The organism is Niallia sp. FSL M8-0099 (assembly GCF_038006945.1).
Lineage (GTDB): Bacteria > Bacillota > Bacilli > Bacillales > Cytobacillaceae > Niallia > Niallia circulans.
In genome coordinates, this window is record NZ_JBBOWF010000002.1 from 949,551 (window position 1) to 975,029 (window position 25,479).

The window sequence follows — 25,479 nt, forward strand, 5'->3', positions numbered from 1 at the left end:
CGTTCCTTTACTTGAATATTAGAAAAACACCATTTAAAAAATGGCGTTTCATTTCGTAAATATATATATTACTTTTCTTATGACCAATCCAACGATTACGCCTGGTAACACAAAAAGCATTGGTAAAAAAATAGGGCCGATTAGATGCCCAAATAAGAAAACCTCTGATGAATAGATTAATCCTACTGTTACAAAATAAGCTGCAAACACAAACGGAAGAAATAGTAAGGGAGAATTTTCTCCTTCCTCATCAGCATCCTTTACAGCATCCCACATCGCAAAAAAATAAAGACATGGATAAAACATAAGCCATTTCAGATTAACTTCCTCTAAAGATGCGGAAGTATGTCCATGAAAGCTTAAAATAATGGCTTTATTAAAGTTAGCTTGTATGTTCACAACTAACTCAAGTAAGATAAAAATAATTCCTTTTATATATTTCTTATTAAGTAGTTGTCCAAAGCCAGGCAAAGCGATGGACCATAAAAGTTTTTCAAATGAATTCTTATTCACATCTTTCCCCGGCCACCTTTTTAATAGATAAAGTAATTGAGCGTACAGCTTAGTGATCTGCATCTACTGAGAATATAATCCATGGTTTTGCGAAAGAGTTTGAAGTTAGTATTTGCAAAAAATATTAATTTTAGCCATCAAAGTCCCAAAAGTGAGATTCTCCTGCTTCCTTCATAAAGAGTATAAAAAAAGGGACGGATGAGAACCGTCCCTTTTTTTCCTATATTGTAAATTTTGTAATCGTTTTTTCTAATTCAGCTGCTAAGTTTTTGAGGCTTTGGGCAGCTGAGGAAATTTCCTCTATTCCTGCTAGTTGTTCTTCTGAGGCTGCGGCAACTTCTTGTGTGCTTGCCTTGGTGTTCTTAGTAATAGTAGAGATTTGATTAAAGGAAGCAGATACCTCTTCTGCGCCTGCTGAAATCTCTTCTGAAGTGGCAGACATATTGGTAATATTATCAGAAACTTCATATGTCAATTCTAAGATTTCCATAAATAGTTCTCTTGAATTATTAGCAATCAATACACCGCTTTGAACTTCATCCATGACTGCATTCATTGATTCGCTCGTTTGTTTAATCTCCCCTTGAATTTTCGTTACTATCCCAGCAATTTCTTGAGAAGAACGCTGTGATTCTTCTGCCAGTTTCCGAACTTCATCGGCAACTACTGCAAATCCTTTCCCATGCTCTCCAGCTCTAGCTGCTTCAATTGCCGCATTAAGCGCAAGCAGATTTGTTTGATCAGCTATAGAAGTAATAACTTCCAATATTTTTACAATATCCTGTGATCTTACAATAAGTGATTTCGTCAATTCATCTGAGTTTTGAACCGATTGTTGAATTGTATTCATCTGGGTAATATTTTTTTCAACAGATTCCTTACCAGTTTGGGCTTTATTCAATGTTGAGCTCGCCTTTTCAGAAATAGTCGCCGAAGCCTCTGCAATTTGCTGTACTCCTTGTGCCACTTCATCAAGCGCTTCTGTGCTTTCGGTCACCATTTCCGCCTGATCGGCTGCTCCTTCAGCAACAGTTTGAATCGATTCCGTTATTACTACACTTGTTTGATTGGATTGATCTGCACTCACAGCCAATTGCGCAGATGTTTCTGCTGTATGTTCAGAGCTTTCCTTCAACTGTTTAATCAATTCCCGCAAGCTATGTTTCATCGAATTCGTATTTTCCGCCAACTGGCCAATTTCATCTCTAGAGTGAACAGCTAAATCCTTGCTTGTAAGATCTCCCGCTGCAACTAAACGAAGCTGAGCAACAATATTTCGGATTGGTTTTGTCATCCCGTTTGCAATCCAATTTGCTACACCAATTATCAGCACAGAAACCACTGCTATAATAATAATAGTAATACTCTTTATACTCTTTGTGACTTGTAATATATCATCGAAGGAAGTAAATAAATAAATCCCTAAACCAGCACTTTTTAGTGGAGCATAAGTAACTAGTTCTTCTTCTCCGTTAACATTTGCGTTCTTATTACCACTGGCTGTTTTTCCCTCCTCAAATATATCCATTACTTTTTGGGAAAATCCTGCTTCCTTAATTGTCTTACCGATTAAATCTGCATTAGGATAATATTGGATGATATCATTACTATCAATTAAAACAGGATATGTGCTACTATTTTGAGAAGTCTCATTTTGGAAAAATTGCTTTATAAGACTTTCAAAGTTAACGGTAGCAGATACAACTCCCACTACTTCTTTATTGGCATTTATAATCGGAGTGGCTATTGCAAGAACCCGATTCCCTGTTGAATTGGATACAAGTACATTCGAAACACTTTGTTCGCCTTTTATCCCTTTAATAAAATAATCTCTTTTTGATAAGTCTAGTTTACCAACTAGACTAGGGTCTGTATGTGCTTCCACCATTCCATCTTTTCCGATAACTACAACTGATTCATAAGTTGGATCTTGCTCTTTAACTATATTAATTTGTTTACTCCGAGCTGCAAGATCTCCATTGATAATGGTATCTGATTTCGAAATAAGCGTAAGTTCATCCAAACGTTTTTGAATCCATTCCTCCATGTTTTCAACAGTAGAAGCTGTTTGATTACCAAGCCATTCCTCTTCCTTGTTTAACGCATTATTACTACTTACATAATAAATAATACTAGAGGCTATTATTACTGGAATAAGACCAATTAATAAAAAATACAAAATAAATTTTGTTTTAATCGATCTGTCTTTACTTTTTTTCATCCTTCCTCGTCTCCTTTATGCATCTCTATTTAGCATCATAAAACATATAACTATACTGCTTAATATACATATCGACAAAATTTGACGTATATCAATACTTTCGACAACCGTTTTCGACATTTTTCTACCGAATTAGTCTTCAGAGAGGCTGTTCCACCTATTCCCTATTATTTTCGAGAAACATTCAACCATATAACGCTTATTCTCTTCTCGATGATATTACTTCCCTGAATGAAAAATTACTTTCATATTAGCTTGCCCGACATTCATCAATCGCGAGAAAAGTCCCTAAGTAAACCAAAAAAGAAGCATAGGAAGACTCCTAAGCTTCTTTAATCTTTAATAAGGGAAGCAAAAAGACTGACTGTCCCTACGATTCCATTTATTCATAAGCATCTACTTCAACTGGCAGTTTAACATTATCCTTCGGGAAAGTCGCATACCATACCCAGAGATTATCTTGAAGGAAAAACTTATTTGGCTGGATATTGCCCTCACTAGTAATAATGATGGTTTTGGCGCTATCTTCGGCAAATCCATAAATAATGGAAAAATTCTTTTCGAGCTTATTATTTGCCTGCCAGGTAATAGAACCTCTCTCTTGTCTCTCTTCTTGAAACTCCTGAAATTCTAATATAGGATAAATAATTTTTTGAAAGTCAGTAAATTCTTTATTAGTAAGTACAGGAACAATCCCCGACCTATTTTCCGCAAAAACGATACGGGACTGCGCATCAAACAACAGGATTCGTTTGCAATCACCAAATTGTTCCGATACTTCTTCACATACCCTTTCTTCCAAAGATGGTGTAGGAGGAATAAAGACAGTTTTAGTTGGATTTGGATGCATCGCAATAAGGTAAATAACAAAAATGGTCAGAGCTAGCGCAACTATCAAAAGAATGTTCTTCATTACATGTTGCCCTCCCTTCTTCCTTCCTTATTACTATGTCTTGTGAAAATGAAATACACATTTATACAGAGTACTCTTTCCATTAATCCTAGTATATGAACAAAAAGAAGCTGACTTCAAAAGTTGTTCTTCAACGACTTTTGCGTCAGCCACTACTTGCTATATCATGCGATTAAAAAGCAATAAGAACCGTCCCTCCGATTCCCTTATTGCATAGAAACCCATACACTCTTTACTTCTGTGTAGTTGTTTAAGGCATAGGAGCCCATTTCACGGCCGATGCCTGATTGTTTGTATCCGCCGAATGGAGAGGCTGCATCGAATGTATTGTAGCAGTTGACCCAAACTGTTCCTGCGCGGAGTTTGCTGGCGATGTAGTGGGCATTAGCAACATCTCTCGTCCAGACGCCTGCTGCTAAGCCATATTCACTGTTATTTGCACGTTTAATCAGCTCATCTAAATCGTCATATGGCATTGCCGAAATAACAGGTCCAAAAATTTCTTCCTTGGCAATCGTCATCTCATCTCGTACATCGGCAAAAACAGTTGGGGAAACAAAGTATCCTTCCTCACGTGGATTAAAACCACCTGCGACTAGCTGCGCGCCTTCGTTTAACCCTCTTTCAATATAACCAAGAACTCGTTGTTGCTGTTCAGCGGAAACAAGCGGTCCAATTTCTGTATCAGCGTGGATGCCAGCACCTTGCTTCATTTTTTTCGCTTGATCTGCCATATCGGCAACGACATTATCAAAATGTTTCTTTTGAATAAAAACTCTAGACCCGGCACAGCATACCTGTCCTTGATTGAACATAACACCATTAAAAGCACCTGGAATAGCTTTTGTTAAATCTGCATCTGGCAGGATAATATTCGGTGATTTCCCACCAAGCTCCAATGTAACTCTTTTCAATGTTTTAGAGGCATTCGCCATAATCATTTTTCCAACTTCCGTAGAACCAGTAAAAGCAATTTTATCTACTAAAGGGTGATCAACTAGCGGCTGGCCAGCTGTTTCCCCAAATCCAGGAACAATGTTCACAACCCCATCCGGGAACCCCGCTTCCTGGATTAATTCTGCTAAATAAAGAGCAGATAACGGCGTTTGCTCAGCTGGTTTTAATACCACTGTACATCCGGTTGCAAGGGCCGCTCCGAGCTTCCACATTGCCATTAACAGCGGGAAGTTCCAAGGGATAATCTGCCCAACTACTCCCACTGCTTCATGGCGTGTATAATTAAAGTATGGACCATTAACTGGAATCGTTTGTCCTGTAATTTTTGTACACCAACCCGCATAATAGCGCATATGCTCAATGGCTAATGGAATATCCGCATTAGTTGTTTCGCGAATCGGTTTCCCATTATCTAACGTTTCTAATTGGGCAAGCTCCGCACTGTTTTTCTCCATCAAATCGGCCAGTATGTACATAAGACGACTGCGCTCCGAAGCACTCATTTTTGACCAAGGTCCTTCGTCGAAAGCTTTCCGTGCCGCTTTCACCGCTAAATCAATATCTTCTGGACCTGCTTCATATACACTTGCTAAAACCTCATCTGTCGCTGGATTATAACTGTCGAATGTTTTTTGTGTTTGACTCTCCACAAATTCACCATTAATAAATAACTTTTTCTTACCACTTAGGAACTTTCCAACCTTTTCTTTCAAAACTACAGTCTGTTGGTTCATCGAATTCCTCCTTAAAAAGTAGATAATTTAATGGTCAGGCACCAATAATGGAAAACGCTTACAAAATAATGTTAACACTGTGGAAATAGAGATACAACTAATAAAAGAAGAAATATTTCGAGGATTTTTGACATGTTTGACGGCATTTGACAAGAAATGACAGACATAGAGGAACAGTTCTAGTTAGGCATGTATTCACTAGAACCGTTCCCTCTGTGTCCCTTATTCCTTACGGTAAATACTTTTGACTTCGCAATAATGATACTAATGTGAATGAATCGAGGATTTCTCCGTCAATTGCCATTTGGATAGCTTTCTGAAAATCTAATAATTTTATTTTATGAATACCTTCTTCTTCTTGGAGTTTATTTTCAATTAGATTCGCTCCAAGACCTAAATATAAATCGATCTTACTTTCAATAAAACCAGAATCAGGGTACATTGATCCCAAGGATATAATATTCCTGCATTCACATGAGATTTCTTCATATAGTTCTCTTTTTGCAGTTACTAAACTATCTTCTTTGTCCTCTTTAAATCCTCTTGGAATTTCTAGTGAATAAGCATTTATAGGCTTTCTGAAAATCTCCATAAGAATGACTTTTTTATCGTTAGTTACCGGAAGAATAGACGCTCCATTTTTTAAATTTCTTAAAGATAAAATCTCTCGGTCGTCAAGAAAAACTTGATAGTAGTCGTTTGCATATACAATTTTTTTCTTCATTTTAATCTCCTTTTTACTGACGTAACGAGTTCAGAGAGAAAGATTTCATGACATCTAAAATATTTGTGTCATTTTCCATATCCTTCACTATTTTCTTCCCTTGTAACTCTAAATGCTTTATCCCCGTCTCTGTTTTTCTAGAAAAAGGACTAAGGGCAATTTTTACAGCACTACCAATAACTTTACCGCCAATAAATTCTTGAACTCCGTCTAGTACTAAACCAATGGTTTGACTTAGGGTTCCCATTCCTACTCCCACTCCATCCCCAGCCACAGCTTCTGTCCCCAACGTTTGTAGGAATAATTTTCTTTTCTCTTTATTTAGTTTTTCTTTAATATCATGAGAGATAATTCTAGATAACTCACTATCAAACATATAAATAAAGTTGGTTAAGCTATCTTCCACTGAGGCAATATGATTTTCTCCCTTTCGAAAAGCCCTTTGTAACTTTATGTATTCCTTCTGCTTTCTCATGTGGTCTATCTGCTCAGCGTTCAATGATTTTAAAATACCTTCATTAAAAAGATTTGTATGAATAAAATAATCACTTGTTATATGATCAAACTGGCTTATAGAAGCGCTTGTTTGAAAAAACACCTGTTCAGGCGTTAATGTTTGTCTTGATGAACGGACAAGCATATCTGGATAAGCAGCTGAAGTCTTATAAAAATTAGGGATATTAAAGTTATAAGTAATATCAATATACTGACTAAGTAATTTTTTCGTATTTTCCTCATTAAATTGTATTTCTTTTAATAAATCATAGAGCCTTTTTCTGGAAAGATTATTATCTGAAAGGGCATAAATCTTATCCTCCCAATACTTTTTGTCCTCTATATTTATTTCAAGTGAGGTTAAATTTTCAGCAATATTTTTTGTGAAATGACCAGATATTTCATCAATACTCCATGTAATAGATTTACTTAAATCTATTTGTTCTAATGTATTTAAAACTTCCAATTTTGAAAGAGAAGACTTTTGTAAGGTACCATTTTCTTCAAAACTCTCATATGTATGAACTAAGCTTATTGTACCTATCCGAGCAGAAGGAACAATTATTCCTTTTTCAATATATTTTAGCCCCTCTCCCGAATGAAGAAAATTTAATAAATGACTGTTATTTATAAAAAATGTATCTGGAATAATTATACGATTATAAAGAAGGGCATAAAAGTTAATCAACGCCCTAAAACTATCCGTCGTTATGTATTTCTCATAAACATTATCAGCAAAAATAAAATATAAATCCGATAAATCACCCTTTGCCTTCGACAAAATGACCACCTCAGCCTGTACTATTTTTTATGAATTATACTTTTACCTATCCTTACAATAAAAAATATCTGATTTAAAATCTCCCCTTCATCCGAACCAAATAATAACCCTCAGCTGGATCATCCGAATCCTTTTCAAAAAATAATTCATAATCTCCAACCTGATAATACATATAATAACCATTATCCACTTCGCTAAATTCTTTACTGATTGGTTCACCTAAAGATTGGATAATTTCTTCTTCTTTTAAATAAATCGGTAGATGATAAGAATGAATGAGTGATTCAGGATACTCCTCATAATCATAAGGAACACCAAATCCAGCCTGATAGTCTTTATACATGAGGATATATCCACCTTCTGAGCCTATTCTCCAGTCAGGTTGACCTATTTGATTTTCTATAATTGGACCAATTGGCCCTTTTAAAGAAATATTGATTCCCGCTATAACTCCATTTTGGGCGTTTGGCAAAAAGTCTGGATGTTTAATCTTTTCATTATTGGATGCTATAGCAGCTTCGTCAAACTCCTCTCCTATTGGTGCATTCATTTCAGTATTCGTGTATTCACTTGCTTCCCCATTATCAGAATTCGTTTCCTCGTGAACGGATATAGTCGCTTCATCGTCTGAAATTTGTCTACTACTCATTAGATTATTAAACTCATAGTCTGTCATTAAGGAAACTTCTATATTGTAACTTGGTGCATCATCCTTTTTTGATTCTTCAAATAACTCCGAAACTCTATTGGATACCACAATTGTCGCAATACCTTGTTCCTCGGGCAGGCGATAATAGTAACTATCTTTATACTCTATCGATGTATAACGAAACGTATCATTCTTTTTCTCTTCTTCCTCATGATTTTCATCTAAAAAAGAACTGCCTGTTGGTAGTAACTTCTCCCCTAAAACTTGAAATTTATCCTTATCTCCTTTCACAAAAAAGTCAAAGGATTCTATTTGATTTTCTTCATTATGTTTTATGTATATCTCTTTATTTTCTTCTTTCTGCAGCACAAAATCCTTTTGATTTATGGATTCATACTTTGGTTTGCCATACATAGTATAGGCTACTTGCAAGTCGTCCCCAAGCTTCGGATACTCTAGCTCCAATAATACGGAGACCTCATCCTTGCCTAGTATCTCTTTGCTTTTTTCCACTGGTGCCGCTACATTGACGTAAATTACATCTATCTTCCATAACACAATCAATGTAACCAGCACAGTTATAATCGATGTAATGATAATAATGAATATCTTTTTCACTGCTTCCCCTCACTACTTTCTATATCTATTAGACTATTTTAGTCTAACATATTTGGAAGAAAGTTGAATAATCATATTGTTTTATTCCTATTTCCTTTCCCATTAAAATAGCTATCTTCCGTTCATCAGAAGATAGCTTGATTGTTAAATATATACTTCTGAACTTAAAATACTCTCACAAGAACCGTCCATCTGCTTCTCTACTTCACAATCGCTACAAACTTTTCTGCTTCGCGGGTTACTGCTTCGTAATCGCCTGTGGCTGCTCCTTTTGTTAGGCTGGAGCCTGTTCCTATAGCATAGGCGCCATTTTTGATCCATTCAGCTGCGTTTTCGACAGTAACGCCGCCGCTTGGCATAAAGTTCCCTTGAGGAAGAGGTCCTTTAAAATCTTTCACAATACTTGGTCCAAAGGCTCCACCCGGGAATACTTTGATAACATCTGCACCAAGTTCTATTGCTGTTAGTGCTTCGGTTGGTGACATAACGCCAGGCATAACAGCAACTCTGTAGCGGTGGCACATCGTAATGACTTCCGGGGACAGATTTGGTCCTACTATAAATTTTGCTCCTGCCAAAATAGCAAGTCTTGCTGTTTCCGGATCTAATACTGTTCCAGCTCCAACGATAACATCCTCTCCTGCATATTTATCAGCTAGTTTTTTGATCACATCCAATGCGCCAGGAATTGTCATGGTTAACTCTAAAAATTTAATGCCGCCTTGCCGGATCGCTTCACTTACATGCAGCCCTTGTTCTATATTTTGCGCTCGAATTACTGCTACAATCTTTTCCTCTTTCATTTTTGCTAAAACTTCTATTTTATCCATAAAAGATCACCTTTTCCTTTTATTTAAAATTAGCAAGGATATTTTCAACTGCCATTAAGCTCATTTTATTGACTGCATCCACACTAGAGGCAGCAGCATGTGACCCGATAATCATATTATCCAGCTCCAGCAGTTCCTTCTTTTCTGGTGGTTCCTTTTTGAAAACATCTATTCCAGCTCCCCAAATTTTCTTATCCCGCAGAACATTATAAAGGGCATCTTCATCAATCAGTTCCCCACGAGCTGTGTTGACCAATACAGCCGTTTCCTTCATCATGCTGAATTCTTTCTCACTAAATAGATTGGTTGTTTCTGGAGTTGCTGGTAAGTGAAGGGTTATAAAGTCACTTTCTTTCACAAGGTGTTCCAGTTCCACATAAGTCACCTTGTATTTTTTAGCAAACTCATTATCTGGGCAAACATCGTAAGCTAGAATATCCATGTCAAAGCCATGGGCTCTTTTAATAACACCCTTTCCAATGGCGCCGGTCCCAATCACACCAAGTGTTTTTCCATATATACCAATACTTGTTTTTTTGCCCCAATCCATTGCACGGCATGATTGATCAATTTCTACTATTCTTCTCGCAATCGCTAACATTAGAGCGAAAGTAAAATCCGCGACAGAGTCAGCGTTGGCATTTCGAGTAATCGTTACTGGAATGTTGTTGGCTTTGCAGTAATCAACATCAATATTATCTGTTCCAACGCCATATTTTGAAATAACCTTTAACCGTTTCGCCTCTGCTAGGACATCAGCATTCAATGGATCCACACCAACAATAACTGCATCTACATTCACTATTTCTTTTTTCATTTCTTCTTCCGTCATGATTCTGCCATATGGGTTAGTAACCACTTCAAAGCCATGAGCAGTCAATATTCGGCTTGCCTCCTCACTGTATTTTCCAAAAGATCTGGGAGTAATGAGTACTTTCGGCATTTGTCTCCCTCCTCCTCTCGTTTCCTAATTTTAGGTATTATACGAATCGTAAATATTGTTCAACTTCCGCCAAATCCCCAAAAATTTTTGGCTTGAGCTTACCAATAATAGCTGTTTCCTTCACAAAATCAGGGATAAAAATTGCTGGAATACCAGCAAGATAGGCCGCTTGTATACCAGCGGGGGAATCTTCCAATACAAGTGCCTCTTTCGGACTCACCTTTAATCGAGTACAAACTTCAAGGAAAATATCAGGACTTGGCTTTCCACTTGGTACTTCCTCTCCCGAAACATATAAATCAATGAAAGGAAGTGTGTCTGATAAAGTTAGAAATCGATGGATTACTTCTCTCGCACTTGATGAAGCTACAGCCATCTTTATGCCCTGAGACTTTAAAAAGGATAGTAATTCGTCCAATCCTGGCTTTTTAAAATGAGGTCCTCTACTAAACGAGTATTCTAATTCATGCTTTTTTAAACGCATATATGCCCGCCACTCTTGCACAGGTTGATCTGGACCATAATAATCAGCCATTTTTCGAACAATATCTTGATTCGTTATGCCGATAAACTGTTCAAATAGAGTCCTTTCAAAAGAAAAGCCATAATGGGCAGCTGTCATTTGCCACGCTTGATAGGCTAACTTTTCCGTATCAAACATTAAACCATCCATATCAAAAATAACTAACGATGGAATCTCCAAACTAATTCTCCTTTCAATCAATACAACGCTTAGGACAAAATCATCCTTGAAACAACTCCACATTGACCACATTGTCCGGTCTCTCTTTTTTAAGCGTTCTTTCTATGTCTGACACTACTTTCTCTCCCATTCCTCTTAAGCATTCCATTGTATAGGCGGAAGTGTGCGGGGTCACCAGAACATTTTCATATTGGAAAAAGGGATGGGTTTTATCCACTGGTTCCCCTTCTAAAACATCTGTTGCGAGCCCTGCAATTTTGCCGCTCTCCAATGCCCGCAATACAGCATCCTGCGCCCACAATTCGCCACGTGCCGTATTAGTGAGATACACCCCTTCTTTCATTAAAGAAAATTCGTGATCAGACAGAAGATGGTAGCTTTCCTCATTAACAAATGCATTTAATGAAATAATATCGGACTGTTTTAATAATTCTTCTAAAGAAACACTTTCCGCACCTTTTTGTTCCAGTTCCTCTTTTGTTTGATAGGGGTCATATGCTAGTAATCTAGCATTAAAGCCATCCTTGAAAATCTCGCCAACTCTGCTTCCTATATTCCCTAATCCAATTACACCAACTGTTTTCCCATTGATTTGATGTCCAACAAATTGAGCCCGATCTGCCCAACGGCCTTCTCTTGCTGCCGTTGCTGCTGGATATGTTTTTCTCACTACTGCTAAGAGGTTAGTAACTGCATTTTCCGCTACAGCATCTCTTTCTACTAATGCAGATACAATGGTCACAATCGTCCCTTTTTCTGTTGCAGCTTCTATATCAATGTTGTTATAGCCAATCCCATGTCGGGAAATAATCAGTGTTTCGTCCTTTTGTTCAAAGAATTCCCTCGTAAAAAAAGGAGTAACGCTGGATATAATGATCGTAAATCCCTGCAATTTTTCAGCTAGCTCTTTTCCCGAAATATTTACAGGGAAGGTAAATCTTTTTATCTCTCCAATGCTTTCAAGACGTTCTATTTGATCAGGGAATCTTTCTCCAAAACTACTTGAATTTACAATTGCAATTTTGTTTGCCATTGCTTTGTTCCTTTCCGCTTAAATTGTGCATTACTGAACATATGGGGAAGGAATGAAATCACCTTTTAGAAAACGGTACTTTCATTCCTTGAGAACTATTTCTTAATCGTTTTTAACCCATCCATCAATGGAACTTTTTTGCTGTCTGGAACCGTTTGGAAAAATATTTCGATTCCTTTGGCATCTAACGACTTTAAATGATCAACATCTGTTTCTGTTAACGCAACGGTAGGGATAACAAATTGTGCCTCTCCCTTTTTTGAAACGCCTCCTATATTCAGCCTAGTAACAGGTAACCCCTGTTCCACAACTTCCTTCACACTAGCAATATATTTAAAAAGTAGGACAACGTTATCTTTTCCAAACTGATCGCTATTCCATTTTTCAACTACTTCTTGATTGCTGTATACCTGAATCTTCAATCCAGAAGAAGAGTTTGTATTTATATAAATATCTTTCATAAATTCATCAGATGCTGTTTCGTTGTCAATAACATAAAGGGCATTAGTCCCTAAACCTTTTGACCATTTTGTCATTACTTGTCCATGAATTAAGCGATCATCTACTCTTACTAAATTGATTTTCCCCATGCTGGCCTCCTTTTTCATATTAGATATTTATTTCTTTAAGAAATTCCGATTCAAATGATGAATTCCACTTGTACCTGTTCCCTGCACTGTTTCGATTAAATTATTGGTATCTTCTACTGTTTGGTAGAAAGTTAATAATTCAATTAACATCGGCATATTGATACCGGTTAATATGTGTAAGTCATACTTGCTTAATAACGATAAAGATACATTAGAAGGGCTGCCGCCCAATAAATCTACAAGTAAAATGGTTTCCAAGCCGTTTTTCTCATTCTCCTCCATTATTTTACTTGCATCCTCACGCAAATCATCTACTGATTCACCTGGTCGCAGTGCTAAAGCTCGTAAATTTCGCTGAGGTCCCATAATCATTTCTGCACTTTTAATGAGCTCGATGCCGAATTCCCCATGTGTAATCACCAAAATTGCTCGATTTTCCATACACCTGCTCCTTTACTTTGGGATAATCTTATCAACTTTTTCCTTACCTATATAATCACTTCTCAAAAATAATAGATTTATAAAACTTTGATTGCACCGAGTACAATTAATGTACCAGTTAGCCATAATAATCCTTTGGTAATATTAAAGCCTTTTTTATCGAAGTATAAGTAAACACCTAATACGGTTAATAAAGGCAGTAACCCTGGTAAAATTGAGTCTAAAATATCCTGCAGCACGAATTGTTTTTCTGATAGAGTAAAGGATAATGAGCTGCTTACTTTTACATAGGACCCTGCCAAGATGCCCATCATAAACAATCCAAGAACAGATAATGCGTCAATCATCGTTTTAATACGGCTTCCTGCTAAAATTTCTTTGGCTGCATTACGTCCCAGCCCGTAGCCCATTCTGACAAAATAATAGCCATAAAGAAATGTTACGAGCGTGAAACCAAGGAACGGAAATAATGCTCCAAGAGGACTGCCTGCCATCGCCCATGGCAAAGCGATTGCTATAAAAATATACTGGACAGTACCGGAGTCAATCGCATCTCCAATCCCTGCTAGAGCACCCATCAATCCTACTTTTGTATTGTTAATCATGTCTGGACTCGGCGCTTCTTCCTCTTTTCCTTCAGCAAGTGCTTTCGCGCGGGATTCTTCAAGGGATGCTGTAATACCAGTCAATGTACCTCCGCCCCAAATGGCTTGCGTGTTAAAAAATAATAAGTGCCTTTGGTACGCCTCACTTAAATCTTTTTTATCTTTATATAATTTTTTCAGAATTGGCGTCATTCCAAATAAAAAGGAAGGAGCCACCATTCTATCAAAGGTATGCGGGATCTCATTTGCCCACCACCATCTTGCCCAAGCCTTAAGCAAATCTTTTTTTGTAATTGGCTCAGGGTAATTCTCTGGACTTTGTTTCTTTTCTTCTGCACTCATCAATCAACCCACCTTTTTAAGTTCTTAAGCTGCTTCCTTCCCTCTCGTGAATAATACATACAGACCAGCAAGAATAGCACCGAAAATCGCATACGTTACCGTATTAATCTGTAAGTCTTTTAAAGCAACACTCATGAAGTATGCTAGAAAAAAGAATAAAAGCAGTTCCTTTTTACCGATAACATGCATAATAACGGCAATACCCAGAGCAGCAAGACCGCCGCCAACTACTTCAAGCACGTGGATAATTGGACCATCGCTAATTGAATTAACAAAATCAGCAACAACCGGAGCTCCATAGTAAAGAGCAATAAACACTAATGGAACATAAAGAATGAAACTTATGACAATCGGGATAATGATGACAGATGTAAATATTCCTCTGTCATTTACATCTGCTGCATATTTATCTAACACCCGTAATGCAAACGTATTCAAAAAGAAGCGGAATTGATAAGCATAACTACCTAGTATTCCAACTGGAACTGCGATAGCCACTGCTTTTTCCGGTGTAAAATCCCCTAATACAGCTACTGTTACAGCAATAGCTGCCGCGATAGCAGGCTCACTTGGTAATGCACCTCCTGGCGCAACTGCGCCCATATAAACTAATTGAATTGCCGCTGTAATAATCATCGCTTCTGTTATATGTCCTGTTACAATTCCAACAACTAACCCTGTCATTAACGGGCTAAAGCGCAATGTTAAAGTTGCATAGCCTATCCCTCGGGACATAACGATTGCAACCCAAATGGCGATTATTAGTGCTTGACCAATGGATAGTGTTGCCATTTGTCTTATCACTCCCTTATATTTTTAAAAATGTTCATAATTGCACAAATTACTACAACACTGTCCTCCTTCCGCAGAAAAATATGAAATAATTATATAAAATATAAAATTACTTCCTAATCACACGGTGGCCGCCAAATTCATTACGGAGAGCAGCAACCACTTTCGCAGAAAAACTGTCCTCTTCCAGTGATCGGTTTCTCATCATAAGCGACAAAGCAATAATGGGAACAGGAACTTCTAAATCTAATGCTGTTTCAACTGTCCACTTTGCCTCACCCGATGATGCTACCATTCCACGAATTTTTTCGAGTCTGGCATCTTTTTGGAAGGCAGATTCCATTAATTCCATAAGCCAGCTCCGAATGACAGAACCATTATTCCAGACAGCAGCGATTTTAGCTAAATCAAAATCATACTGACTTTGATTCAGCACTTGAAATCCCTCACCAATTGCTTGCATAAAGCCATATTCAATTCCGTTATGAACCATTTTTAAGAAATGACCGCTGCCAGATTCTCCTGCATATAAGTAACCATCTTGAGTAGAAACACTTTTAAATATTGGTTCTATTCGTTCAAAAATTTCCTGACTGCCTCCAATCATTAAACATGCACCCTGGTTGGCGCCTAAAATTCCCCCTGATGTGCCGACATCTAAGAAATGAATGCCCTTTTCCTCAGCTAAGGCGGCACGGCGGATAGAGTCTTTATAATTTGCATTTCCTCCATCAATGACAATATCATCCGCTTTCATTTTTTCGAGCAGCTTTTCTATCACGATTTCACTTGGTTTTCCTGCTGGTACCATTACCCATACTACTCTTGGAGATTGCATATTTATAAGCATTTGATCTATACTTTCCACAATATGTATCCCATTTTCATTCGCTCTATTTCTAGCATCACTAGATTCGTCAAAACCATAGACAGAATGATGATTGTTTGCTAAGTTTAACGCAAGGTTAAATCCCATTTTTCCTAAACCAATCATTCCAATTTGCATCAAACCACTCCTTGTTTACAAACAGCTTATTCTTTGTAAATGCTTGTGACTTTGAAAAAGTATTACCATTTTTCTTTAATCTTACATTCAGATTATTTTATGCATGAATCTACTTTTTTTCGTGTACAATTGCTAGGTTAATAGATAAATGGGCATAGCTTCCCTACGCTTATCTGCTTCGCTCATCGAGCATCCTAGAAATGATGTACCAAATAAATCGGAACTTATTTATATGTCAGACAGCTCTTACAACTTTCCGGTCCATTCTAAGCTTAGTAACTACCGGAAATTTACTACTATTTTTTCACAAAGTGATATTTACTAGCTAGAACACCGGTGGGCAAATATCATTTGTTAATTCAAATTATACACGTTTTTTCGAGTGAGTCAACCGAAAATAGACGAAATTTCGTATAAATACATTTTTTCGTGTGAAGGGAGTTTAAATTAGTGAAAAAGATCGAACATATTGGGGAACGTATCAAATTATTAAGAGAAAAACACGGATTGTCGCAAGCTGCTTTTGGAAAAAGAATTGGGGTATCTTCGGGAAATGTTGGAGACTGGGAAAGTGAGAAAAAGAAATCATTACCTGGAGCTAAGGCCATTTACACCATTGCGAAGGAATTTGAGGTATCTGCTGATTGGCTGCTTGCTGGAGAGGAATTTTTAGGAGATTCATCCTTAAAAAGCGGAAATATAGTCATCCAGGATGACAAACCGTCAATCAGCACTAGTATAATAAAAGAACGAGAATCCATTAATGAACATGCAGCCAACGAAACACTAACAGAAGAAGCAAAAGAACTAGTTTCCATATTTAATGATTTAAATGAACGAGATGCTGCCGAATTATTAATGATTGCCCGAATGAAACGCGATTTTGAAAGTCGGTAACGGTCGACAATTCTTGTACTGGCATCGTTACCAAAGGGGGAATGGTTCTACCCAGTCATATCTTATGCCTATAACAGGGTAACAGTAGAACCACCCCTCCGATTCTCTTATATCCTCTCCTGCTAGATTTCAGACATTTCCTAATCCTTTGGAAAGAGGGATAAACTGTTCTATATAAATAATGGGACCTCATAGAAGCCTGTTCCTTTGAACCCACTATTCATTATAAGAGCCTATTGCCGGATATCCTTTCTATCTTCCATTGATTTTCTTACCCTCCATGATTTGATAATCTGTGTCTCTAGGATATAGGGAGATACTTCCGTAAAGATTTTTTCTCCATTTTTAAAAATGATAGCGCTTTTAAATTTTTCATTGTGTTTTACTGGGTGTATGTGATCGATATGCTCGGTGAAGATCCATTGACAGTGAAATTGCCTAGGAGCATGGGTGGGAAATGCATATATATTTCTTGGGGGGTTAATTGGCATAGGCAGTCTTTTCTGCATTCCTAATTTATATGTAATAGAACGACGTCTTCCATCAAAATCAGAACCTCCAATTAATAGATTCTCCTTGATTATGTCAAAGGGAGTTTCTTTGACATACACAGTCCGATCTACTTCTTTTACCACTGTGCCATATTCGATTGCTTCCATGGGCATGATGGTCATCGTGCGTTCATTGGCAATATATTTATTTAAAATACACTCTTTCTTCATCTTTAACACTCCTTCTTTTTCACACACTTTTTAATCTAGTTCCTCCATCGTCTCTTTAATAAGAACTGCATCCAGCTGTAAATCAAGTACTTCACAAATTTTGTATAGGGTACTTACTTTTGGTTCCTTTTGCCCTCTTTCAATTTGACCAAGGTGGGCATAGTGTAAGCCTGTTTCATCCGCAAGCTCAAACTGAGTGAGCTTTTTCTGTAACCTCCTCTCTTTAAGTAATTTATAATCAATACAACTTTTTTCCCCTCTTGTTTTCAAATTTATCACCTCCTTTAGAACTATTATGAAGGAAATGAATAACCAGTAAAACTTCCTATAGGCAGGAATTTGTTAACATTTTGTTAATTTTTAGGAATCAACTGTAAAAACAGAAAAAAGACGGTTCGATGGAAGGTCATTGACCTCACAAGAACCGTCCCTCTGCTTCCGTTAAAAATGAAAGTATTTCGCTTGGTGGAAGGGGTTTGCTATATAAGTAGCCTTGTAGGTTAGTGCATCCTTTGCTTTTTAGGAAGTCAGACTGCTCATGGGTTTCTACTCCTTCTGCAATCACATTCATACCTAATTCCGATGCAAGGATGATAATCGCTGAAACAATGGCTGCATCTTCCTGACTAGCAGGAAGATGACTAATAAATGACTTATCAATTTTAATCGTATCTGCTTGAAACTGTTTTAAGTACATGAAGGAAGCATATCCCGTTCCAAAGTCATCAATGGAGACTTTTATGCCCATGCTCCGCAATGTAGAAACCGTATCTCGAACGAGAAATTCATGGTTAGATAACACACTTTCTGTTATTTCTATTTCTAGGTATTCAGAAGAAATCTTATATTCCATCAGTTTTTTGCTCACTAGTGCAGCGAAATCTTGTTTTAAGAGCTGTTTAATCGATACATTGATGGCGATGGGGATTTTTATATTTAACTTTTCCCATTCTTTTATTTGAGCACATGCTTCATTTAGAATCCACTCACCAAGCAGTAAAATAAAGTCACTTTCCTCCGCTAGGGAAATAAAGGCTGCAGGACTGATTACCCCTTTCTCTGGCGAAATCCACCTAATTAATGCTTCCACTCCAATAAAATTACCTGTTTCTATATTCACTTTAGGTTGGTAATAAAGAACAAACTCGTTTTCTTTCAGTGCTTTTTTTAGATTGCTCTTTAACTGAAAAGCACTGACAGCATTTTCATTCATTTTTGGATCATACAAATTAAAGGCATTGCCACCCACTTTCTTCATACTATACATAGCAATATCAGCATTCTTCATCAGTTCCTCAAACGTTTGGCCATGTTCCCCACTAAGACTTATACCGATGCTTCCATGGGTGGAAAATTCTTGACCATCTATAATGATCGGTTCTTCAATTGCTTGGAGAATTTTAGCAGCTAATGCACGTAACATGGATTTGCTAATATAATTACTAATTAATATAACAAATTCATCCCCGCCCATTCGTGCCACCACATTCTTTTCACCAATGGCTTCTTGAATTCGTTTCCCTACTTCTTGTATTAACCTATCTCCTGATGAATGACCAAAAGTATCGTTATGTGGTTTTAAGTTATCTAAATCTAAAAACATAACTGCAAGGTGGCTCGTTTCTTGTAAGCGCTGCGAGAAGATCTCCTTTAAATACCGCAAATTCGGCAGATTTGTTAAACTATCATAATTTGCTAGATATTTAATCTTTTCTTCATGGAAATGGCGTTCCAAAGCAATTCCTGTCAAATGACTAAAATCTTTTAACATTTCAATATCAGAATCCTTTGGTTCCAATGGTTCCTTATAATAAACAGCAAATGTTCCTAATAAGGAATCTTTAGATGAGATAATGGGCAATGACCAGCAGGAACGCAATCCATTCGCGAGTGCAATTGCCCTCCAATTTGACCAAGATGGATCTGTTTCTATATCCGCTGTAATTTTTAATTCCTTCGTGTATGCTGAATGGCCACAGGAGGCAAAATTCTCTCCTACAGGAAACTTATCAATTTTTTCAATGAATGTAGAATCTAGCTTTGGACCATAGCCAAAACGCAGCCAATTATGCTCTTCTTCATAATACATAATCGAACAAATTCCTTTTAAAAGTTCTTCTACGCTTTCAGTAATATATTCAATTATTTGTTCTAATGGTTCACCCACGGCAATTCTCGATAAAATAGCCTTTTGTTTCTTTTGCAGTTCCTCAATGCTTTTCTTTTCTGTTATATCTTGGGCGATTCCATGTATACCGATAACTTGATCATTTAACTTCAATGGAATCGTGGTCAATTTGATATCCCGGATTTTCCCATCTTTTCGAATGATTTGCGACTCAATCCCTTGAGTCATTCCACAACAGACCTTGTCAAAACGCAGCAGCACTTTCGGAAGTTGTTCAGGTACGATTAAATCACGGAAATTTAATCTCGTTAATTCCTCCTTTGTATACCCGCTGATTTCTTCTGCAACTTTATTAACATCTAAAAAATTGCCTTCCTTGTCCAAAGTATAGACTCCATCTGGGTCATGTAGAAATAGAGATTTATATATTTGTTCACTTTTTTCTAATTTCGTAATATCTCGTCCAAATACGATTAGATTTTGACGATTTCCAGCTGAATCAAATATCGGTACCTTAATTATCTCAAATATACGCTCTGAGTTTTGGAAAAAAAACGACCCTTTTACTTCTATCTGTTTTCCTGTCTGCCAAGCTTGGAGATCACTTTTCACAAAGCCAGGCACATACGCAGCAATATGAGGATATAGCTCTCCTAATTCCTCGTCTGTTTTCCCTTGATATTTCTCTATATTAAAAAGTTCCAATGTGTTACGATTCGCTTCTATCCAGCGGCCTTCTTTATCCTTTAAAATAATAATATCAGGACTTGCATTAATAAACGGTTCTAATTTCATAGCTTTCTCCCTATTTTTACGGTCATATACAATCCATTATATAGGTTCAGTAAAATTTGGACTATATGAATTCTCGAACAATTTATTAAGTGAAGGATGATCCATCCAAATAAAAGATTCTCATAATCAATAGGGATGTTATTCGTAGTGGTTAGTCATCGCTTTCTCTCTAGAATTCCAATATCCGCTTCAACTTCTCCTTCGCTGTTTTCCGCCACCATTTCACAGTAGAAGGCGATACTCGTTCTTTCTGTGCTATTTCTTTTACAGTTAGCTGATGAACAAAGGTGGCTATTACCCAAGTTGTCTCCCCCTCAGATAGTTCCTTGCAAAGACCTTTTATATAGTCCTCTTCTTCTCGGTATAGAATAGGACTTTCCATCAGCGCCCAAAACTCTTCACTTGGGTAATCATTCCTTTCTGCCTCTCTTGTCCGCCGCTTCAATTCATCAAGAAATCTTCCTTGCATATGTCGATATAAGTAATTGCTGTATTTACCCTTTTCCTCCTTAAACTGACTCATCGTTTCCCAAATGCTTATTAAACCAATTTGAAAAAACTCTTGCTTGTCTTTATAAATCAGCAACTTTTTTATCATATGGTGGATCATCGGAGTAAACTCCTCTACTAATTGCTCGTAATTCTTCCCTTCCACATTCGTTTCCTTCCAGAAAAGCGCCTTTCCCTTTTTATTCCTAGGTACCTTTACTTTATGGAAAAATAAGGAGACTTTCGACAGAAGAAAAGATACGATAGAATACAAAAAATGCAAGTAATATTTAGAATTGACGTCTAACTTGAAGGTAGAGTGAGGGTTATTTGATAAATAGCCCTATTTTAAGAGGCTGTTATCCTTTAAATAAATCTGCCGCTGCCTCAAAATATGCTATAATTCGAAAGGGAAAATATAAATAGAGGTGACATTCATGGCCATACACGTTGTCTTGTATCAGCCAGAAATTCCGGCTAATACTGCCAATATTGCACGTACTTGTGCAGGAACAAATACAGCGCTGCATTTAATTCGACCACTTGGTTTTTCAACCGATGAAAAGATGATCAAACAAGCAGGTCTAGATTTCTGGGAGAACGTAAATATTACCTATTACGATTCATTAGACGATTTTTTTGTGAAAAATCAAGGCGAATTTTACTATATTGAAACATTCGCTGAAAAAACCTATACAGCCTATGATTTCACTGACCAATCAAAGGACTATTACTTCATATTCGGAAAAGAAACAACGGGCTTGCCAAAAGACTTACTAGAAACACACAAAGACCATTTTCTACGAATTCCAATGACCGAACACATTCGATCCCTAAACCTTTCCAATACAGCAGCAATACTAGTATTTGAAGCATTACGACAACAAGGATATTCACAAATAAAATAAGGAAGCAGAATCTCCTCTGCTTCCCTTTTTTCATTAGTTTTCTTGGCGCCTGAAATAATTACTGTAAATCAATTGAATCCATCTTGCGTATAGTCATGTTAACAATGCCAATTGCAACAATTGTTAAAGCAATAGGGATATAAATAATATTGGCCAAGGAAAAGTCCGTCCCGATCGAGGAACACATAATCATAACAATCAACAGAGAGGAACCAATTGTTGCAGGGGTTGAATAATTTCTCATCCCAAAATAGAGAGGTACAAGCGATGCACCTGCAGTTGCCACATTAAATACCAATATATTTAATAGCTCGGAACGAAATTGATTAATCGTTACATTCATTTCAATTGTTAGATGAAATACTTGATTTAGCCCGAGAAAACTCAGAATGACAAACAGATTAGAAATAATCAACGTCGCCAATGTCATAATAAAAATCAGGACAATCTTTGCGCTCATTATTTTTTTCCGATCTATTGGGTAAGAAAACAAAACAAGCGCAGTGCGATTTTTGAACTCATCTATGATGACCTTCGAAATTAGCACAGAAGCAAAAACAACAAATACGCCACGAACCATTGTTCCAGCAACCATGGAATAATCCGCAAAGCTTTGAAAGGATTCCTCTCCTTCCATTATTTGCTCGAAAGTAATCATGCATAATAACCCAAGAATAACGATATTAGCAATAATAGCTCCTTTAATAAACCAACCTAATTTATGTTTTCTAAGCTCCAGCTTGATTAAATGAAACAAAATATATCCTCCTATTATCATTAAAAGTTAATTAATGATTGATTTTTTCCAATCCAACTTTCTTTATAAAATACTCTTCTAATGAGGTTTGTTTCTTTGTCATAGACTCTACATCAATATCCTCTACTATCAACGTTTTCGTTATTTGTGATGGAGTAATGGCTGTATCATAAATACGAATCACCTCATCATCAATCACTTTCAAATTATTCATATTCAATTTATTGTGTAAAACAAAAGCTGCTTTGCGCTGATTATTTGTTACTAATTCTAGATAATCGGTATTTTTTGCCTTTATAGAATCCATCGTTGCTTCTTCGATAAGTTTACCGTTTTTTATCACACCAATCGTGTCTGCAATTTGTTCAATTTCACCGATTATATGACTAGAAACCAAAATGGTCATTCCATATTCTTTATTAAGGATATTAAACAATTTTCTCATTGACTTAATCCCAGCTGGATCTAGCCCATTAATCGGCTCATCTAAAATTAATAATTCCGGCTTAGTGATAATTGCTCTGGCAACACATAAACGCTGCCTCATCCCCAAGGAAAAGTCTTTTGGTTTCATTGTTTCCACATTTTCAAGGCCAACCCACTCTAACGCTTCCTTAATTGCTTTTTTGTTATGGTAACCCATGTACTCACAATGTAGTTCTAGATTTTCTAAAGCAGTCATTTTCTCATAAAAAATCGGATACTCAATCATGCTGCCAATTCTCGTCAGGTAATCATAGGAATTCGGAAGAAGAGGCTTTCCGAAGATTGTAATACTACCTTGTGTAGGCTTAATCATATTGGTCAGCATCTTCATAATCGTAGATTTCCCTGCACCATTAGGACCAAGAAATCCATATACTTCTCCTTGTTTAATATGAAGGGAAACCTGGGATACGACTTCACGTCCTTGTATGGTTTTGGTTAAATCTTTTGTTCGTACAGCATAGTCCATCTAAATCCTCCTCATTTACTATCTGTATTCATTTTAGCTCCTATCCCTTGCTTTTTTCTGTCTTAAATCTTACAAAAACCTTAAGATTCCTTACCCATTCATTCGCCTAAAGGTAATGTAAAATGAAGTTTTTTCATATGGAATAGAATGCACGGAAATTTCTCCGTGCATCTCTTCGACTAGCCTTTTGGTAATAGTCAGCCCTAAACCACTGCCTTGAAATGCTTTATTTCTTGAATCGTCAAGTGTAAATAGACGCTCAAAGATATTAGCTTGGTCAGCTTCGTCAATTCCCTTCCCGCGATCAAACACTTCTATATAAACCTGCTGTTCATCAAAATGCAGGCTTAATCCAATTACCTTCCCATCGAGACCATAACGGAGCGCATTCGAAAGGAGGTTATGTAAAACACGATTTACAGCTTCCTCATTTCCCAGCGCAAAGACAGACTCATCAGGGATATCAATCATTGCCTCTAGCCCTTTGGCTCTTATCCAATCATGGAATGTTAAGATATTTTTCCTGCATAGTTCAGATAAATTTACTATTTCAAGGGGAATTTCTTTATCACCAGACTCAAGCTTTGCGAGATCAAAGAATGTATTCATTAATTGAATAAGCTCCATTGTTTTGTCATGCACCTGACTTAATAATTGCACTCTTTCTGTTTCTGTAATGGGAAAATCTTTCTGAAACATTTCAATATAACCGGCAATTACCGTAAGAGGTGTTTTTAAGTCATGGGAAATATTTGCAAGCATGCGCTTCATGGAATGTTCCATTTTGATAAATTCTCGGGACTTTTCGTGACGATCATCTAATACTTGATTGATGTTTATAAGGAGATCTTTTAATTGTTGATCATTTGAGACCACGAGAATTCTTTCATTCGTTTGCCTCTGCAGAATTTTTTTTAGTTTGTTTGATATATATGCTATATGTTGATCCCGATTTTTCCTTTGTCGATATTGATAGACGTTAAAAATAAGAAGAACCAAAATAATACTGATCCAGATAATCATTCAAACTCCCCTAACTTATAACCAATCCCCCATATTGTTTTGATATAAATAGGATCAGAGGGATTATCCTCAATTTTTTCGCGCAATCGTCTCATATGGACATTAATAACATTATCATCACCAAAATAATCATCGCTCCAAACAGAACGATAAATTTGTTCCTTTGTAAACACTTTCTTTTGGTTGCTAAAAAACAAAAGCAGGATTTTCCATTCTGTCGCTGTCAAATTAATTTCCAAACCATTCTTCCATACCCGATGATTTTCTTTATCTAATTCCAATTCATAGACTTTCATCCTTGATGGCTTAGATTCTTCACGGCTTTTGTCAGCGTACTGCGTCGATCTTCTAATCGCTGCTTTTACTCTTGCAGCTAGTTCAATCATGGAAAATGGTTTTGTAATATAATCATCTGCACCAAACCCTAATCCTAAAGCTTTATCAATCTCTGTGTCTTTCGCTGACATGATGATAACAGGAATATAACTAGTTGTTCTGATACTTTGAAGAACATCCATCCCACTCAATTTCGGTAACATGATATCTAATAAAATCAAATCATAACGCTTTTCCTTAAACATTTGTCCTGCCGTCTTTCCATCAAAAACACATTCCACATTAAATCCTTCATTATGTAAATATCTTTTTACCATATCACTAATCGCAAGATCATCTTCCACAAGTAAAATAGTTTTTTGCACCTAGACTCCCCCTCTCTTATTTCCCTACATATAAGAGCTAATTATTCTATAAAACATTTATTTACCTTTTATACTACTATAAGTAGTATAAATTAATAATGGCATTTATATGGAGTTTACGAAAAGTACACGTGAGAAAAGATTCCTTTTGCTTAAATTCCTATCCTATTTGGACATAAAAAAACTGCGCCTCCCGTTGTTAGATGTATCTAAC

At 36.8% G+C, this 25,479-nt stretch carries 26 protein-coding genes; 2 read left to right on the plus strand and 24 right to left on the minus strand.

Annotated features, from left to right (window positions below):
- Positions 1-48: 48 nt before the first annotated feature.
- The 16 genes from NSQ92_RS19260 to gnd all read right to left on the minus strand — a co-directional run bounded on the left by NSQ92_RS19260 (position 49) and on the right by gnd (position 15,890).
- On the minus strand, positions 49-513 hold the full coding sequence (locus NSQ92_RS19260) for a hypothetical protein (RefSeq protein WP_047942076.1): 465 nt from the start codon (positions 511-513) through the stop codon (positions 49-51).
- Positions 514-733: 220 nt separating this feature from the next.
- Positions 734-2,734, minus strand: coding sequence for a methyl-accepting chemotaxis protein (locus NSQ92_RS19265; protein WP_341153099.1), 2,001 nt, complete (start codon positions 2,732-2,734; stop codon positions 734-736).
- Between the two features lie 382 nt (positions 2,735-3,116).
- Positions 3,117-3,647, minus strand: a complete 531-nt coding sequence (locus NSQ92_RS19270) for a hypothetical protein (RefSeq protein WP_341153100.1) — start codon at positions 3,645-3,647, stop codon at positions 3,117-3,119.
- Positions 3,648-3,853: 206 nt separating this feature from the next.
- A complete protein-coding gene (locus NSQ92_RS19275) occupies positions 3,854-5,338 on the minus strand; it encodes an aldehyde dehydrogenase family protein (RefSeq protein ID WP_047942072.1) in 1,485 nt (494 codons plus the stop codon).
- Positions 5,339-5,567: 229 nt separating this feature from the next.
- Complete coding sequence (locus NSQ92_RS19280; protein WP_341133055.1) at positions 5,568-6,062, minus strand: NUDIX hydrolase; 495 nt, start codon at positions 6,060-6,062, stop codon at positions 5,568-5,570.
- Positions 6,063-6,075: 13 nt separating this feature from the next.
- Entirely contained in the window at positions 6,076-7,338 is a 1,263-nt protein-coding gene (locus NSQ92_RS19285) for a hypothetical protein (protein ID WP_341153101.1), read from the minus strand.
- Positions 7,339-7,411: 73 nt separating this feature from the next.
- On the minus strand, positions 7,412-8,605 hold the full coding sequence (locus NSQ92_RS19290; protein WP_341133057.1) for a hypothetical protein: 1,194 nt from the start codon (positions 8,603-8,605) through the stop codon (positions 7,412-7,414).
- A gap of 200 nt (positions 8,606-8,805) precedes the next feature.
- On the minus strand, positions 8,806-9,435 hold the full coding sequence (locus tag NSQ92_RS19295; protein WP_047942061.1) for a bifunctional 2-keto-4-hydroxyglutarate aldolase/2-keto-3-deoxy-6-phosphogluconate aldolase: 630 nt from the start codon (positions 9,433-9,435) through the stop codon (positions 8,806-8,808).
- A 19-nt stretch (positions 9,436-9,454) separates the two neighbouring features.
- Positions 9,455-10,378 carry a phosphoglycerate dehydrogenase gene (locus NSQ92_RS19300; protein ID WP_341153102.1) on the minus strand — a complete coding sequence of 308 codons (924 nt, stop codon included), beginning with the start codon at positions 10,376-10,378 and terminating at the stop codon, positions 9,455-9,457.
- A gap of 37 nt (positions 10,379-10,415) precedes the next feature.
- Positions 10,416-11,081 carry an HAD family hydrolase gene (locus NSQ92_RS19305; RefSeq protein ID WP_341153103.1) on the minus strand — a complete coding sequence of 222 codons (666 nt, stop codon included), beginning with the start codon at positions 11,079-11,081 and terminating at the stop codon, positions 10,416-10,418.
- Positions 11,082-11,121: 40 nt separating this feature from the next.
- On the minus strand, positions 11,122-12,114 hold the full coding sequence (locus NSQ92_RS19310) for a D-isomer specific 2-hydroxyacid dehydrogenase family protein (protein WP_061799226.1): 993 nt from the start codon (positions 12,112-12,114) through the stop codon (positions 11,122-11,124).
- A 95-nt stretch (positions 12,115-12,209) separates the two neighbouring features.
- Positions 12,210-12,704, minus strand: a complete 495-nt coding sequence (locus NSQ92_RS19315; RefSeq protein ID WP_095259239.1) for a PTS system mannose/fructose/N-acetylgalactosamine-transporter subunit IIB — start codon at positions 12,702-12,704, stop codon at positions 12,210-12,212.
- A 27-nt stretch (positions 12,705-12,731) separates the two neighbouring features.
- The gene (locus NSQ92_RS19320) at positions 12,732-13,145 is read right to left on the minus strand and encodes a PTS sugar transporter subunit IIA (RefSeq protein ID WP_061799237.1); all 414 of its coding nucleotides are present in this window, start codon (positions 13,143-13,145) and stop codon (positions 12,732-12,734) included.
- A gap of 77 nt (positions 13,146-13,222) precedes the next feature.
- Positions 13,223-14,092: a PTS system mannose/fructose/sorbose family transporter subunit IID gene (locus tag NSQ92_RS19325; RefSeq protein WP_047942055.1), complete on the minus strand. Its 870-nt coding sequence runs from the start codon at positions 14,090-14,092 to the stop codon at positions 13,223-13,225.
- A gap of 24 nt (positions 14,093-14,116) precedes the next feature.
- A complete protein-coding gene (locus NSQ92_RS19330) occupies positions 14,117-14,884 on the minus strand; it encodes a PTS sugar transporter subunit IIC (protein ID WP_047942054.1) in 768 nt (255 codons plus the stop codon).
- 109 nt (positions 14,885-14,993) lie between these two features.
- Complete coding sequence (gnd, locus tag NSQ92_RS19335; RefSeq protein ID WP_095259238.1) at positions 14,994-15,890, minus strand: phosphogluconate dehydrogenase (NAD(+)-dependent, decarboxylating); 897 nt, start codon at positions 15,888-15,890, stop codon at positions 14,994-14,996.
- Positions 15,891-16,340: 450 nt separating this feature from the next.
- Between gnd and NSQ92_RS19340 the strand changes: the two genes are divergently transcribed.
- Positions 16,341-16,787 (plus strand): helix-turn-helix domain-containing protein, encoded by a 447-nt coding sequence (locus tag NSQ92_RS19340; RefSeq protein WP_053215658.1) that lies wholly within the window; start codon positions 16,341-16,343, stop codon positions 16,785-16,787.
- A 233-nt stretch (positions 16,788-17,020) separates the two neighbouring features.
- Here NSQ92_RS19340 and NSQ92_RS19345 read toward each other — a convergent pair whose 3' ends face one another.
- The 4 genes from NSQ92_RS19345 to NSQ92_RS19360 all read right to left on the minus strand — a co-directional run bounded on the left by NSQ92_RS19345 (position 17,021) and on the right by NSQ92_RS19360 (position 21,087).
- On the minus strand, positions 17,021-17,509 hold the full coding sequence (locus NSQ92_RS19345; protein WP_095259237.1) for a competence protein ComK: 489 nt from the start codon (positions 17,507-17,509) through the stop codon (positions 17,021-17,023).
- Between the two features lie 30 nt (positions 17,510-17,539).
- Positions 17,540-17,779 (minus strand): helix-turn-helix domain-containing protein, encoded by a 240-nt coding sequence (locus tag NSQ92_RS19350; RefSeq protein ID WP_061799259.1) that lies wholly within the window; start codon positions 17,777-17,779, stop codon positions 17,540-17,542.
- 145 nt (positions 17,780-17,924) lie between these two features.
- Positions 17,925-20,432 carry a bifunctional diguanylate cyclase/phosphodiesterase gene (locus tag NSQ92_RS19355; RefSeq protein WP_341153104.1) on the minus strand — a complete coding sequence of 836 codons (2,508 nt, stop codon included), beginning with the start codon at positions 20,430-20,432 and terminating at the stop codon, positions 17,925-17,927.
- A gap of 169 nt (positions 20,433-20,601) precedes the next feature.
- Positions 20,602-21,087 (minus strand): sigma-70 family RNA polymerase sigma factor, encoded by a 486-nt coding sequence (locus NSQ92_RS19360; RefSeq protein WP_095259235.1) that lies wholly within the window; start codon positions 21,085-21,087, stop codon positions 20,602-20,604.
- Positions 21,088-21,358: 271 nt separating this feature from the next.
- Here NSQ92_RS19360 and trmL point away from each other — a divergent pair, with 271 nt between their 5' ends.
- Positions 21,359-21,829 carry a tRNA (uridine(34)/cytosine(34)/5-carboxymethylaminomethyluridine(34)-2'-O)-methyltransferase TrmL gene (trmL, locus tag NSQ92_RS19365; protein ID WP_047942050.1) on the plus strand — a complete coding sequence of 157 codons (471 nt, stop codon included), beginning with the start codon at positions 21,359-21,361 and terminating at the stop codon, positions 21,827-21,829.
- 58 nt (positions 21,830-21,887) lie between these two features.
- Here trmL and NSQ92_RS19370 read toward each other — a convergent pair whose 3' ends face one another.
- The 4 genes from NSQ92_RS19370 to NSQ92_RS19385 all read right to left on the minus strand — a co-directional run bounded on the left by NSQ92_RS19370 (position 21,888) and on the right by NSQ92_RS19385 (position 25,217).
- Entirely contained in the window at positions 21,888-22,586 is a 699-nt protein-coding gene (locus tag NSQ92_RS19370) for an ABC transporter permease (protein ID WP_176473360.1), read from the minus strand.
- 31 nt (positions 22,587-22,617) lie between these two features.
- Positions 22,618-23,541: an ABC transporter ATP-binding protein gene (locus NSQ92_RS19375; protein WP_047942048.1), complete on the minus strand. Its 924-nt coding sequence runs from the start codon at positions 23,539-23,541 to the stop codon at positions 22,618-22,620.
- 90 nt (positions 23,542-23,631) lie between these two features.
- A complete protein-coding gene (locus tag NSQ92_RS19380; protein ID WP_047942047.1) occupies positions 23,632-24,564 on the minus strand; it encodes a sensor histidine kinase in 933 nt (310 codons plus the stop codon).
- Positions 24,561-25,217 carry a response regulator transcription factor gene (locus tag NSQ92_RS19385; RefSeq protein ID WP_047942160.1) on the minus strand — a complete coding sequence of 219 codons (657 nt, stop codon included), beginning with the start codon at positions 25,215-25,217 and terminating at the stop codon, positions 24,561-24,563. Before NSQ92_RS19385 ends, NSQ92_RS19380 begins: the two co-directional genes overlap by 4 nt.
- Positions 25,218-25,479 lie beyond the last annotated feature (262 nt).

Excerpts from the sequence above, each read along its gene's own strand:
- gnd (WP_095259238.1), bottom strand. The coding sequence starts at position 15,890 with ATGCAAATTGGAATGATTGGTTTAGGAAAAATGGGATTTAACCTTGCG.
- NSQ92_RS19270 (WP_341153100.1), bottom strand. The coding sequence starts at position 3,647 with ATGAAGAACATTCTTTTGATAGTTGCGCTAGCTCTGACCATTTTTGTT.
- NSQ92_RS19280 (WP_341133055.1), bottom strand. The coding sequence starts at position 6,062 with ATGAAGAAAAAAATTGTATATGCAAACGACTACTATCAAGTTTTTCTT.
- NSQ92_RS19380 (WP_047942047.1), bottom strand. The coding sequence starts at position 24,564 with ATGATTATCTGGATCAGTATTATTTTGGTTCTTCTTATTTTTAACGTC.
- NSQ92_RS19385 (WP_047942160.1), bottom strand. The coding sequence starts at position 25,217 with ATGGTAAAAAGATATTTACATAATGAAGGATTTAATGTGGAATGTGTT.
- NSQ92_RS19320 (WP_061799237.1), bottom strand. The coding sequence starts at position 13,145 with ATGGAAAATCGAGCAATTTTGGTGATTACACATGGGGAATTCGGCATC.
- NSQ92_RS19330 (WP_047942054.1), bottom strand. The coding sequence starts at position 14,884 with ATGGCAACACTATCCATTGGTCAAGCACTAATAATCGCCATTTGGGTT.
- NSQ92_RS19375 (WP_047942048.1), bottom strand. The coding sequence starts at position 23,541 with ATGGACTATGCTGTACGAACAAAAGATTTAACCAAAACCATACAAGGA.
- NSQ92_RS19345 (WP_095259237.1), bottom strand. The coding sequence starts at position 17,509 with ATGAAGAAAGAGTGTATTTTAAATAAATATATTGCCAATGAACGCACG.
- trmL (WP_047942050.1), top strand. The coding sequence starts at position 21,359 with ATGGCCATACACGTTGTCTTGTATCAGCCAGAAATTCCGGCTAATACT.
- NSQ92_RS19325 (WP_047942055.1), bottom strand. The coding sequence starts at position 14,092 with ATGAGTGCAGAAGAAAAGAAACAAAGTCCAGAGAATTACCCTGAGCCA.
- NSQ92_RS19265 (WP_341153099.1), bottom strand. The coding sequence starts at position 2,734 with ATGAAAAAAAGTAAAGACAGATCGATTAAAACAAAATTTATTTTGTAT.
- NSQ92_RS19295 (WP_047942061.1), bottom strand. The coding sequence starts at position 9,435 with ATGGATAAAATAGAAGTTTTAGCAAAAATGAAAGAGGAAAAGATTGTA.
- NSQ92_RS19315 (WP_095259239.1), bottom strand. The coding sequence starts at position 12,704 with ATGGGGAAAATCAATTTAGTAAGAGTAGATGATCGCTTAATTCATGGA.
- NSQ92_RS19310 (WP_061799226.1), bottom strand. The coding sequence starts at position 12,114 with ATGGCAAACAAAATTGCAATTGTAAATTCAAGTAGTTTTGGAGAAAGA.
- NSQ92_RS19275 (WP_047942072.1), bottom strand. The coding sequence starts at position 5,338 with ATGAACCAACAGACTGTAGTTTTGAAAGAAAAGGTTGGAAAGTTCCTA.
- NSQ92_RS19300 (WP_341153102.1), bottom strand. The coding sequence starts at position 10,378 with ATGCCGAAAGTACTCATTACTCCCAGATCTTTTGGAAAATACAGTGAG.
- NSQ92_RS19355 (WP_341153104.1), bottom strand. The coding sequence starts at position 20,432 with ATGAAATTAGAACCGTTTATTAATGCAAGTCCTGATATTATTATTTTA.